The 12,657-nt window shown below is 67.3% G+C and carries 9 protein-coding genes; 6 read left to right on the top strand and 3 right to left on the bottom strand.

All coding sequences use genetic code 11. From position 1 onward, the window contains the following. The first annotated feature begins 134 nt into the window (after positions 1–134). Positions 135–995 (top strand): isocitrate lyase/PEP mutase family protein, encoded by an 861-nt coding sequence (locus Q0Q48_RS01375; protein WP_295132716.1) that lies wholly within the window; start codon positions 135–137, stop codon positions 993–995. Between the two features lie 21 nt (positions 996–1,016). Here Q0Q48_RS01375 and Q0Q48_RS01370 read toward each other — a convergent pair whose 3' ends face one another. From Q0Q48_RS01370 to Q0Q48_RS01360, 3 genes are read right to left on the bottom strand one after another with little or no spacing between them, the layout of a single operon-like run. Further along, positions 1,017–1,895 (bottom strand): transglutaminase family protein, encoded by an 879-nt coding sequence (locus Q0Q48_RS01370; RefSeq protein WP_295132713.1) that lies wholly within the window; start codon positions 1,893–1,895, stop codon positions 1,017–1,019. Positions 1,896–1,897: 2 nt separating this feature from the next. Further along, a complete protein-coding gene (locus tag Q0Q48_RS01365; RefSeq protein WP_295132709.1) occupies positions 1,898–4,399 on the bottom strand; it encodes a circularly permuted type 2 ATP-grasp protein in 2,502 nt (833 codons plus the stop codon). 55 nt (positions 4,400–4,454) lie between these two features. Continuing rightward, positions 4,455–7,847, bottom strand: coding sequence for a DUF2126 domain-containing protein (locus Q0Q48_RS01360; protein WP_295132706.1), 3,393 nt, complete (start codon positions 7,845–7,847; stop codon positions 4,455–4,457). 109 nt (positions 7,848–7,956) lie between these two features. On the opposite strand from Q0Q48_RS01360, the gene Q0Q48_RS01355 reads away from it, so the two are divergent. The 5 genes from Q0Q48_RS01355 to Q0Q48_RS01335 all read left to right on the top strand — a co-directional run bounded on the left by Q0Q48_RS01355 (position 7,957) and on the right by Q0Q48_RS01335 (position 12,650). Next, positions 7,957–8,700 (top strand): glucose 1-dehydrogenase, encoded by a 744-nt coding sequence (locus Q0Q48_RS01355; protein WP_295132702.1) that lies wholly within the window; start codon positions 7,957–7,959, stop codon positions 8,698–8,700. Continuing rightward, positions 8,700–9,830, top strand: coding sequence for a zinc-binding dehydrogenase (locus Q0Q48_RS01350; RefSeq protein ID WP_295132698.1), 1,131 nt, complete (start codon positions 8,700–8,702; stop codon positions 9,828–9,830). Before Q0Q48_RS01355 ends, Q0Q48_RS01350 begins: the two co-directional genes overlap by 1 nt. Before the next feature lie 91 nt (positions 9,831–9,921). Then, the gene (locus tag Q0Q48_RS01345) at positions 9,922–10,359 is read left to right on the top strand and encodes a hypothetical protein (RefSeq protein WP_295132695.1); all 438 of its coding nucleotides are present in this window, start codon (positions 9,922–9,924) and stop codon (positions 10,357–10,359) included. A 128-nt stretch (positions 10,360–10,487) separates the two neighbouring features. Next, positions 10,488–11,450, top strand: coding sequence for a LysR family transcriptional regulator (locus tag Q0Q48_RS01340; protein WP_295132692.1), 963 nt, complete (start codon positions 10,488–10,490; stop codon positions 11,448–11,450). Positions 11,451–11,549: 99 nt separating this feature from the next. Continuing rightward, positions 11,550–12,650 (top strand): TauD/TfdA family dioxygenase, encoded by a 1,101-nt coding sequence (locus tag Q0Q48_RS01335; RefSeq protein WP_295132689.1) that lies wholly within the window; start codon positions 11,550–11,552, stop codon positions 12,648–12,650. The last annotated feature ends 7 nt before the right edge of the window (positions 12,651–12,657 follow it).

The raw sequence follows: 12,657 nt of genomic DNA, 5'->3' as shown, positions 1-12,657 counted from the left end.
GCGGTTACGCTACGCCCCGCGACGCCGCAGCGGCAAGGTTGGGCCTTCCGGCGTGTTTGCCCGTCGAAATGCATCGCTGCATGGCAGCCCACTCCTTTGCTAAGGAGGGGGAGACCAAGGGGGAGAGATTCGTCATGCACTGGACCGACCGCCGGAAGCGCTTCCGGACGCTGCTCGCGGGCGAGCGCTGTGTCCATCCGGGCTCCGTTTTCGACCCGATCTCGGCGCGCATTGCCGAGGACCTGGGCTTCGAGATCGGCATGTTCGCCGGCTCCGTCGCCTCCATGACCGTGCTGGGGGCGCCCGACCTGATCGTGCTGACCCTGAGCGAATTCGCCGGCCAGGCCTACCGCATCAACCGGGCCGGCAACCTGCCGCTCATGGTCGATGCCGATCACGGCTATGGCAACGCGCTGAACGCCCGCCGCACCGTGGAGGAGCTGGAGACCGCGGGGGTTTGCGGCCTCAGCCTCGAGGATACCGATCTGCCGATGCCGTACGGCACCACGGCGCCGCGGCTGATCTCGATCGACGAGGGCGTGGCCAAGATGAAGGCGGCCCTCGGCGGCCGGCAGGACCCCTCGCTCTGCATCGCCGGCCGCACCAGCGCGATCACCATTACCGGCCTCGATGATGCGATCGCCCGCGGCAAGGCCTATGAGGCAGCCGGCGTCGACGCCCTGTTCTTCGTCGGCGTGCGCACCCGGGCCGAACTCGACGCGATCTCCGGCGCGACCACGCTGCCGATCATTCTGGGGGGCGTGTCGGGCGACCTCACCGATCTCGCCTATCTGGGGGCACGCCGCGTCCGCATCGCGCTGCAGGGCCACCAGCCCTTCGCCGCGGCGGTGAAGGCCGTGTACGACACGCTGAAGGCGCTGCGCGATGGCACGCAGCCGTCGAAGCTGCAAGGCGTGGCGAGCCCGGAACTGATGAAGAAGGTCACGCGCGACGCCGACTACGCGCGCTGGACCAAGGACTTCTTGGGCGGCTGAAGGCCGAGTGTAGCTCGGCCCTCAGCCCGTCGGAACGAGCGTGACGGCGACGCCGTAGGAGTGGGAGTCGCCGCCCAGGATGACGCCGCGCAGAGGGCTCACGTCGGAGAAGTCGCGGCCCCAGGCAACGGCGACGTGATCCTCGTGCGCGATCAGGTCGTTGGTCGGATCGAGATGGACCCAGCCCGCCTCCGCGCCGCACCACACGGCCACCCAGGCGTGGCTCGCGTCGGCGCCGCGCAGGGCGAGTTCCTCCCGGGAGTGGACGGTGCGGATGTACCCCGAGACGTAGCCGGCTGCGAGTCCGTGCGCGCGCAGCGCCGCGATCTGCACATGGGCGAAATCCTGGCAGACGCCGGCCTTGCCCGCGAAGACGTCGGCGAGCGGCGTCGAGATGTCGGTGGCGCCGGGGTGATACTCGAAGTCGGCCTTGATGCGCGAGGTCAGCTCGCGCGCCGCCTCCAGGATGGGACGTCCCGCGGTAAGGGACTGCGCGCCATAGGCACGTAAAGCCTCGACACTCGGCACGAGCGGCGATTCGTGGACGAACTCGCTGGCCTCGACATTCTGGGGAAATCCGTCGCCGAGAAGAGATGCCCTTATGTCTTCCCAGGGTGGGGTCGAGGCGGCCGCCGGCGGCTCGGGAAAGCGCACCTCGACCTCGGCTCGCACCTCGATGTCGAAGCGCGTGTGCGGCTTGTCGATCCGGTAGATGTCGATGAGGTTGCCGAAATGATCGATATGCTGCGCGGCGAGCGCCGGCAGCGGGTTGGTGACGATGCTGATCGAGTTGACCTTCTGTCCGACAAAGTCGCGGGCGCGCAGGTGCGCGATGTGGTGTGCCGAATCCACCGTGCTGGCGTAGGTGTAGGTCGTGCGGTGCGAGAGAAGGTAATGCACGCTCAGTCTCCGCCCGAGGAGCCCACGGCCTGGGCCGCCGGCACATGGGAGAAATAGGCGCGGGTGATCGCTTCGGAAAGCTTGTCGAGCTGCTGCTCCGTGTCGGACGCGACGTCGCGCAGCATGGCGAGGGCCAGGCCCTCGTGTCGCCATGCCTGCTCGTCGCCGCCGAACTGGCGCACGACGGCTTCGAGATCCACCTCCAGCGATTCCGGCGGCGCGATGACCCGCACCCCTGAGGCGCGGGCGAGATAGTCGAGATGGCCCTTGATGGTGCGCAGCTGGAACACCAGGCCGCGCGGATTGGCATCGTCGAGGATCACGAGGTCGAGCACGGGGGCCGGCTGGAGCTGCCCGAGATAGCGCGTGCGGTAGGTGATGGTGCTGTCGCACAGTTCCAGTGCGAGGCGCATCGCGGCGTCCCAGTCGATCGGCGAGAGGGTGAAGGGCCCGAGCGCGCCGGTCAGCACGTGCAGCGCGCGCTCGATACGACGGCCGAGATCGAGGAACCGCCAGCCGGTGCCGCGCGTCATGTTCTCCTGCGCCAGGCCCGAGAGCGTGGCGACGAAGCGCACGATCTCGTCGAGGGCTGCGAGCAGCGGGTCGAGGTTGCCGCGCGCGGCCAGCAGGCGCTTGCGCACCTCGATCATCTCCGGTCCGGCGGCCGTCGTCATGTCGATGGAGAAGCGGTCGCGCATCGTGGCGGTGAGCCGCTGGATGCCGTCGAGCACGGTGGCGAGACCGCGATCGTCGGCGGCGACGGTGGCCAGCCCCTGCTGGAACAACGCGCTCTCGGGCGGCGCCAGGGCCGACGAGTGATCCATCAGGTTGGCCTGGTCGAGGAGCCGGCCCAGCATTCTGAGTTCGACTGCGTCGCGCGGGCCGACGGCACCTTGCGCCACGCGCGCCGCCGTGGTGCGCAGCAGTCGCGCATCGTTGTCGAGACGCTCGATGTAACGGCCGAGCCAGAAGAGATTGTCGGCAACGCGGCTCTGCAGGTCGGCGCTGCCCCGCTCCACGCTGAGCTGGTGGAAGCGCCGGGTCGGCGGGAGCTGCACATCGGCCGCGTCTTCCGCCAGGACCCAAACATCCTTCAGCGTGCCGTGCAGGCGCCCCAGCGAGCGCAGCGCGGTGTCGCCGTCGGGCTCGCGGGCGATGCCGCCTGGCAGCACATGATAGGTATCGTGGTCGGCCACCACGAAGACACGCAGCACGACTGCCGACGGCACGAGCGACTTGCCGTCCCATTTGGGCGTGAGCGACGGCGTCATCGGATACTGGGCGACGAACTGGCCGGGATTGGCGCGGATGCGCTCGACCAGCGCCTTGCGCTCCGCGGTCTCCAGCATGCCTACGATGATCGGCTCGCGGTCCTGGCCGAGGCAGGGCCGCACGATCATGAGATCGAGATTGGCCAGGGCGAAACTGAGGGCCGCCGGCTCGCCCAGCCACCAGACATCGAGCGACGGCAGTTCGAGCTTCTCGCCCAGCAGACGCTCGCTCAGCCGTTCGAGGAAGGGCATCAGCGCCGGCGTCTCGACGACGCCCGAGCCCAGCGCGTTGGCGAGCGAGATCTTGCCGCTGCGCGTGGCCTCCACGAGGCCGGTGACGCCCAGCGCCGAATCGGCGCGCATCTCCAGCGGATCGGCGAAGGAGCTGTCGAGGCGCCGCAGCAGGACGTGGACGGGACGAAGGCCGGCCAGCGTCTTGATCGAGACCTGGCCGTCGCGCGCGACCATGTCGCCGCCCTCGACCAGCGGGACGCCCAGCACGCGCGACAGGTAGACGTGTTCGAAATAGGTGGCCGAGAGCGAGCCCGGCGTCAGCACCGCCATGTTGGGGTGTGCCACCGCAGGCGGCGCCATCGAGCGCAGCGACTCCTGCCAGCGATCGACGAAGGGCCGGAGATGGCGGACGGGAATGGAGCGGAAGGCCTCCGGCAGGCTGCGTGCCAGTACGCGGCGCATTTCGAGGGCATAGCCCACTCCCGCGGGAAGTTCGGTATGATCGGCCAGGACGTGCCAGCGTCCGTTCCCCAGCCGCACCAGGTCGACCGCATAGTTGCCGAGGTAACGTCGCGGCGCGGCGCCGTCCGTGACCCGGGCAGGCCGCTGGAAATGCCGGTTGGCATGGACCAGCATCGGCGGCAGCAGCTGCTGCTTCAGCAGCGTCTGCGGGCCATAGATGTCGGCCAGCACCTCGTCGAGGAGCCTCGCGCGCTGGATCAGGCCGGCCTCGAGACGGGACCATTCGTCGGGCGCAATGACGAGCGGCAGCGGGTCGAAGGTCCAGCGCGCCGCGCCGCGATCGTCCAGCAGGTTGACGGTGGCGCCCGATTCCGCGAGCTGCCGGCGCGCGCTTTCCACGCGCTCGCCCAGCCCGTTGGGGAGCGAGCGGATGACGCTCAGGATGCCTTGCCAGTGATAGCGGATCGACTTCTGGCCGGTGACCAGTTCGTCGTACGCGCTCGCCGGCGAGGAAGAGAGGCCGCGCAACGACTCCATGGGCCCGGAAACAGAAGAGGAAACGAACGGTCGGACTGCCTGTGAGGCGGGCGAACTATAGGCCTTGGGCCCGCCGCAGGTCGAGCGTCAGCGGATGTTCGGGATTGTCGAGCGGTCGCGGTTCCGGCGAGGGGCCGCCGGTATGTCCGATGGCGAAGAAGCGGGCACGGCGGCGCGCCTCGGCCTCGTTGGCGTTGACCGGCATGCGGTCGTAGTTGCGGCCCCCAGGATGGGCCACGTGATAGGTGCATCCGCCGATCGAGCGGCCGCTCCACGAATCGTGGATATCGAAGGTGAGGGGCGCATGCACGCCGATGGTGGGGTGCAGCGAGTTCGCTGCCTGCCAGGCGCGATAGCGTACACCCGCGACGTATTCGCCGGCCGTGCCCGTGGCGCGCAACGGCAGCTTCCAGCCATTGCAGGCGATGACGTGGCGTTGGTCGTTCAGCCCGGCGACCTTGACCTGTAGGCGCTCCACCGTTGAATCGACGTATCGCACCGTGCCGCCGCCGCCCGGCTCCTCGCCCAGCACGTGCCAGGGCTCGAGCGCATGCCGCAACTCGAGTTCGAGTCCGCGCTGGGCCACTTCACCCAGTCTCGGAAAGCGGAACTCGAAATGCGGGGCGAACCACTCGGGTGCGAATTCGTAACCCGCCTCGGCGAGGTCGGAGAGCACGTCGTTGAAGTCCTGCCATACGAAATGTGGCAGCATGAAATCGTCGTGCAGCCGGGTGCCCCAGCGGCTCAGTGGCCGCTCGTAGGGGCGTTCCCAGAACCTGGCGACGAGGCCGCGCAGCAGCGCCTGCTGCGCCACGCTCATGCGCCAGTGCGGCGGCATCTCGAAGGCGCGCAGTTCCAGCAGCCCGCGCCGGCCGGCGGCGGAATCCGGCGTGAACAGCTTGTCGATGCAGAATTCGGTGCGATGGGCGTTGCCGGTCGCGTCGACCAGCAGGTTGCGGAACACGCGATCGACCAGCCACGGCGGCGTCTGGCGGCCCGGGGCGATCTGGCGGAAGGCGATCTCCAACTCGTGCAGCGCGTCGTTGCGCGCCTCGTCGACCCGCGGATGCTGGCTGGTCGGACCGATGAACAGGCCGGAGAAGAGATAGGAAAGCGACGGGTGGTTCAGCCAGTAGCCCAGCAGGCTCTTCAACAGGTCGGGCCGTCGCAGGATCGGCGAATCGGCGGCGGAGGGGCCGCCCAGGACGACGTGGTTGCCGCCGCCCGTGCCGGTGTGGCGGCCGTCGATCATGAATTTCTGGGCACCGAGCCGGGTCGTGCGTGCTTCCTCGTAGACGATCTCGGTGCGCTCGACGACCTCGGTCCAGGTCGCGGAGGGGTGGATGTTGACTTCGATCACCCCGGGATCGGGCGTGACGCTGAAGTGCAGGACCCGCGAATCGCCGGGCGGCGTATAGCCCTCGATGAAGATCGGCTGGCCCTGCTCCTCGGCCGTGTCCTCGAGCGCGGTCACGAGGTCGAGATAGTCCTCCATGCGCTCGGTCGGCGGCATGAAGACGTGGAGGTGACCATCGCGCGGCTCGAAGGCCATCGCGGTGCGCACGATGCCGGCGGCCGAACTGCCGACGGCCGGCCCCAGGCCCGTGTTCGGCGCCAGCGCGCGGCGCCATGCCTCGCGGCGGGCTTCGGCATCGCCGGCCGTATCGCCTGCAAGGCCGGGTTCCTGGCGGCGCAGCACCGGTGCACGCCGGAAGGCATCGAGCGGCGGCAGGTCGGGATGCGGCGCCATCGGGTCGGGTTCGACGATGTAGTCGGTGTCGCCCGGCGCCGCCCAAGGCAGCGAGTCGAGCGGCAGTCGGTAGCCGATCGGCGAATCGCCGGGGATCAGGTAGCACTTCTCGGAGCGCAGGAACCAGGGACCGCTCTTCCACCGTGGGGCATGCCCATTTCCGGAGCCATGTCCGTTGCCGCGCCCGTTATGATCCCGAATGACCGGCAGCACGTAGCCGACCGAGCTTTCGAGGCCCTTCTCGAAGACCCGCGCCAGACGCTCGCGCTCCAGCGGATCCTTCACCTTCGCTTCGTCGACCACGACATTGCTGGGCAGGCGCCGTTCGCGCCAGAGGTAGTACCAGGTGTCCTCGTAGGCCGGGAAAAGATAGTCCGGGTCGAGTTGCAGGCGCTGCGCGAAGGCGAGCGCGAAGCGGTGCGCCGCCTCGACGGTGGCGCCGACCGGCTTGCTCTCCAGCGCATAGAGTTGCGGATTGCGCCAGATCGGTTCGCCGTCCTTGCGCCAGTAGCAGCCCAGCGCCCAGCGTGGCAGCTGCTCGCCGGGATACCATTTGCCCTGGCCGAAATGCAGCAGCGGTCCGGTCGCGAACCGGCTTGCGAGCTTGCGGAACAGCACGCCCGCCAGCCGCCGCTTCTCGGGCCCCAGCGCCAGTGTGTTCCATTCAGGCCCGTCCATGTCGTCGACCGACACGAAGGTCGGCTCGCCGCCCATGGTGAGCCGCACGTCGTGCTTGCCGATGTCGTTTTCGATCGCCTCGCCGACTTTGAGCAGCGTGGCCCATTGCTCCTCAGTATAGGGCTTGGTCGTACGCGGCGTCTCGCGCACGCGCGTCACCGTCATCGCATGCTCGAACTCGACCTCGGCCTTTTCGAGGGCGCCCTCGATCGGCGCCGCGCTCGACGGCTCGGGCGTGCAGGCAAGTGGGATGTGGCCTTCGCCGGTCAGCAGGCCGGAAGTGGGATCGAGGCCGATCCACCCGGCGCCCGGCAGATAGACCTCGCACCAGGCGTGGAGGTCGGTGAAATCGTGCGTCGGACCTTCCGGGCCCTCGAGCGGCTTCTCGTCGGCGACGAGCTGGATCAGGTAGCCCGAGGCGAAGCGCGCGGCGAAGCCCAGGTGGCGCAGGATCATGACCAGCAGCCAACCGGTGTCGCGGCACGATCCCTTGGCGCGCCCGAGCGTCTCCTCGCAACTCTGCACGCCCGGCTCCATCCGGACGATGTAGCCGATCTCGCGCTGCAGCCGAGCGTTCAGCCCGACGATGAAATCGACGGTGCGCTGCTCCTTGCGGTCGACCACCGCGAGCCAGGCCGCCAGTTTCGGTCCTGGCGGTTCCAGCTTGCGGAACGGCGCAATTTCCTCGGCCAGCCCGGGGTCGTAGGCAAAGGGCCACGTCTCGGCCGAGGGCTCGAGGAAGAAGTCGAACGGGTTGATGACCGACATATCGGCCACCAGGTCGACCGTGACGTCGAACAGGTCGGTCTTCTCGGGAAAGACCAGCCGGGCCAAGTGGTTTCCCTGCGGATCCTGCTGCCAGTTGATGAAATGCTGGGCCGGCGTGACCTTCAGCGAATAGGACAGGATGGGCGTCCGGCTATGGGGTGCCGGACGCAGACGGACGATCTGCGGCCCCAGTTCGATGGGTCGGTCGTACCGGTAGGTCGTCCGATGATGCAGCGCGACTTGGATGCTCATGACGGCCTGCTGTTTCGCTCCGAAGACAGACTAAGCAAGCGACATGCCACTAAGCAAGGAAGTGGCGCTATGTTCGTGTCATGATCCTTTTTTGACTGGACCTCTCAGGATGACCAACTACTTCGATCTCACGGGCAAGGTCGCCCTCGTCACCGGCGGCAGCCGCGGGCTGGGCTACCAGATGGTGAAGGCATTCGCCGATCATGGCGCCGACATCTTCATCACCAGCCGAAAGCTGGAGACCTGCGACAAGGTCGCGGCCGAGGTGCGGGCGATGGGCCGCAAGGCGGCAACATATGCCTGCAACGTCGCCAATTGGCAGGAACTGGACGGCATGGTGGAGGCGGCCTATGCGGCGTTCGGGAAGATCGACATCCTGGTGAACAACGCCGGCTCGTCGCCGCTGGCGCCCTCGTCGCTCGAAACCTCCGAGCAGTTGTTCGACCGCATCGTGTCGCTGAACTTCAAGGCGCCGTTCCGCCTGATGTCGCTGGTCGGCAGCCGCATGGCGGCGGGCGAGGGCGGTTCGATCATCAACGTCTCCAGCGCCGGGGCCCTGCGTCCGCGGCCGCAGATCGCGCCCTATGCCGGCGCCAAGGCGGCACTCAACGCGCTGACCGAGGCCTTCGCCTTCGAGTACGGGCCGAAGGTGCGGGTGAACACGATCTCGCCCGGTCGTTTCCTGACCGATGTCTCCAAGGCGTGGCCAGAAGAGCACAAGGCCAACCCGACGGCGGCGCTCAGGCGCAGCGGCCAGCCCGAGGAGATCGTGACGGCGGCGCTCTATCTGGCGTCGGCCAAGTCGAGTTTCACTACCGGATCGCTGGTCCGGGTCGATGGAGGAATAGCCTGATGAAAATGAAAGCCGGCGTTCTCACGGTCTGCGGTGCGCCCCGCCCCTTCGCGACGTCGAAGCCCATCCAGGTCGTCGAGGTCGATCTCGATCCGCCGGGCGAGGGCGAGGTCCTGGTCAAGGTGGGCGGCGGCGGTCTCTGCCATTCCGACCTGTCGCTGATCAATGGCGACCGGCCGCGCCCCGTGCCGATCGTGCTGGGCCATGAGGGCTCCGGCGAGATCGTCGAAGTGGGCGCCGGCGTTCACGACGTGAAAGTGGGCGACCATGTCTGCTTCACCTTCAACGTGAGCTGCGGCCGTTGCCGGCGCTGCCTCGAGGGCCGTCCCTACATCTGCGAGCGCTCGATCAGCCCGCGCGCGGCGGGCCAGCTGCTGTCCGGCCATCATCGCCTGCACATGGACGGCAAGCCGGTGAACCATCATTCGGGCGTTTCCTGCTACGCCGAGTATGCCGTGGTCGACCGCGGTTCGATTGTGGTCATCGACAGGAGCCTTCCACTCGACGTAGCGGCGCTGTTCGGCTGCGCCGTCGTGACGGGCGTGGGAGCCGTCGTGAACACCGGCAGGATCGAGCCGGGCAGCTCCGTGGCCATCGTCGGCCTGGGCGGTGTCGGCCTCAGCGGCCTGATGGGCGCGGTGCTCGCGGGCGCCGGCCGCATCGTGGCCATCGATCTCTCCGATGAGAAGCTCGGCCTTGCCCGCCAACTCGGCGCGACCGACACGGTGAACGCCAAGGACGTCGATCACGTGCAGCAGGTGCGCGACCTCACCAATGGCGGCGTCGACTATGCCTTCGATCTCGCCGGCACCATCAAGGCGATGGAGACGGCCTACCTCGTGACGCGCTGGGGCGGTACGACGGTCACCGCGGGCCTCTCGCCCATCGTCGCCGACTTCTCGTTCAAGCAGAGCATGCTGGTCAGCGAGGAGAAGACGATCAAGGGTTCCTATATGGGAAGCTGCGTGCCGGTGCGCGACATCCCGCGCTTCATCGCGCTTTACCAGCAGGGCAAGCTGCCGGTCGACCGCATGGTCAGCCAGCGCATCGGCTTCGACCAGCTCAACGAGGGCTTCGACCGCCTGCAGGACGTCGCCACCGTGCGTCAGGTCCTGGTGCCGCACGGCTAGTTGGCGCATCCATCGGCTTGCCAGTCGCGACATAGAAAGCAGTCGCTCGAGCGATCATCGGGCTGAAACATGAAGGCCCTATCACTCGTCGATGGTCACGCGATTGGCATCGACAATCCGACGATGGTTCGGCCGGGAACTGGTGATCGACGGCCGGGAATTCTACATCGTCGATTATGACGAGGGCGCCCTTGCCGGCGGGGAAACCGCACAGGCGCCCTTGGATCACCTGTTCGCGTCGTTCTTGCGGACGGGTAGCGGGCGGCCTCCCGGATTGGAATCCATACAGGGCTGGTCTCTGGCGCAGAGGAAAGTGGCCTTGGAAGCCATCGCGAAGTGCCAGTCACGACTTTCAGGCATCGACGTCATGGATGAAAGCCAGCTCACTCGATTCCTCGTCGAAGCCCGGGCAGCGGCGTCGAGGGACACTCTGGATGGGTTGGCGCAGCGATTCACCATGAAGTGGCATGAGGCGAACTATCTCGCCTACATCCATCTGAGAGCATCGGCCTCCGCCACCGTACTGTGACCCGGCTTCGTTCCGTGGCGCGGTCGTCATAAGACTTTCTCGAGCCTGTGCTTCACTAGAGCTTATGATCTTCGCGGGATTGGCCCGCGACTGCATGCCCCCAAAGCTGCGAGCGAACGAGCCCCGACGTGGCGACCAGACCGAGAAGCGGCGCAAAGGCGGCCGTCACCTTGCGCCAGTTGCGCGCCTTCCTTCTGACCGCCCAGAACGGCAGCGCCTCGATGGCGGCGCGTAGCCTTGGCGTCACGCAGCCGGCCGTCAGTCAGCAGCTGCAGGAGCTGGAGACGGTGCTGCGCGTTCGCCTGATCGAACGGGTGGGTATCCGCATGCTGCCGACGCCCGCCGGCCGCGCGATGATCGAGCCGGTGCGGCGTGCCTTCGCCGCGCTCGATCAGGTCGAGCCAGCCATCGCGCCGTTCCGCGAAGCCGATACGGGCCTGGTTCGCCTGGGTACGGGCGCTACGGCCTGCATTCATTTCCTGCCCGAACCGCTTGCCCGCGCGCAGGCGTCAATGCCGAACCTGCAGCTGGTCGTGGTGACGGGCAACACGTCCGATATCGTCTCCGGTGTCGAGGAGGGCGCCATCGATGTCGGGCTGGTGACCGCAGACGAGCTCAGGTCGAACCCGTCGATCCACCTGGAACACGTCTTCGACGAGGAGCTGGTCGCCATCTTGCCGAAGCGACTGGAACATCAGGTTCCCGGCCGGTTGCAGCCGCACGATTTCTCGCACCTGCCGCTGATCCTGTTCGACCCGGCAGGCCGCACGCGCGACATCGCCGATGGCTGGTTTCGGACGGGGGGCGTGACCCCTATCCCCACCATGGAGCTGGGCAGCATCGAGGCCATCAAGGTGCTGGTGGGCGCCGGTCTGGGCGTCTCGCTGGTTCCCGATCTGGCGACGGGATCGATGCCCGATACGATCGTCAGGCGCCGTCTCGCGCAGCCGGTGCGCCGCCGCCTTTCGCTGATATTGCGCACCGACAAGGTGCTCGACTCCGGGCTGCGGGCCCTCTTGTCCGAGATCCGTGCATCGGCGGAGTCCCTGCAACAACGCCACCCATGCTCATGTCTGGATAAGCAGCGGTGATACCTTGCGATAAGCAAGGCCTCGGGCTTTGTTATCAAAGCGTATTCTTCGCCCCTTAGTCTCTGTGCATCGACGTTTCACGCGCATGGAGGCGAGGTCTTGAACCAACCGAACAGCACGCCCGGGCTCGACCCGGCGCCTGGTCCCATCGGCGGCCGGCTGGCTTGGAAGAGCGCCGATCTCGCTGCGGACAAGTCGTGGATCCACCGCCTGACCGAGGCCGAGGTGGACGAGTTGGAAGCGGCCGCCACTCACTCCCAGGCCGTCGTCGGCGACATCCTGGATCTGCGCCGCGAGCACTTCCCTCTGTCGACCCTGGCCACAAAGATCGCCACCCTGCGTGCCGACATCATGGATCGCTACGGCTTCGGCTATCTGCGCGGCCTGCCGGTGCACAAGTATGATCGCGACACGATCATGCGCATGTACTGGGGATTGGCCTCGCATCTCGGCGACGTCGTTCCGCAGAACCGCAACGGGCACATGATCGGTCATGTGATCGACATCGGGACGAAGGTCGACGACTACAACAAGCGCCTGACCCAGACTTCGGCCGGCCTGTCGTTTCATTCGGACTCCTGCGACGTGGTCGGCCTGTGCTGCCTGCATACGGCGATGGCAGGAGGCGAGAGCGCGCTGGTCAGTGGTATCGCCGTGCACGACGAGATGATGCGGCGGGCTCCGGATCTCTGCCGCGCGCTCTATCAGCCGGTCACCGTCGATCGCCGGGGCGAGGTGCCGGAAGGCAAGTCCCCCTGGATGCGCATTCCGGTGTTCATGTGGCAGGGCGGTACCTTCACGGGCTACGCGCCTCTGCTCGAGTACCTGAAATCGGCACGCCGCTTTACCGACGCGCCACCCATGACCGATCAGCAGTGGCAGGCGGTCGAGCTGTTCTTCTCGATCTGCGCCGACCCGGCTTTTTCGGCGAAGATTCCGTTCGAGGCCGGTGATTTCCAGTTCGTGCACAACCATGTCGTGTTCCATTCGCGCACCGCGTTCGAGGACGGGCCCGATCCCGCGAAGAAGCGCCACCTGATGCGCATCTGGATCTCGCTGCCCGACGGGCGCGAGCTCCATCCCGCGATCGCCGAGCGCTGGGTCCATATCGAGCGCGGCACGGTGCGGGGCGGCGTCAACATTCCCAACCGCAAGGCGCTCACCATTCCGATGGAACCGCTGACGCCAGCCTTCGCGTGAACAGGCG

This window comes from uncultured Reyranella sp. (assembly GCF_945957355.1).
In the GTDB taxonomy this organism is placed as follows: domain Bacteria; phylum Pseudomonadota; class Alphaproteobacteria; order Reyranellales; family Reyranellaceae; genus Reyranella.
This window is presented reverse-complemented; position numbering and strand designations above follow the sequence as displayed.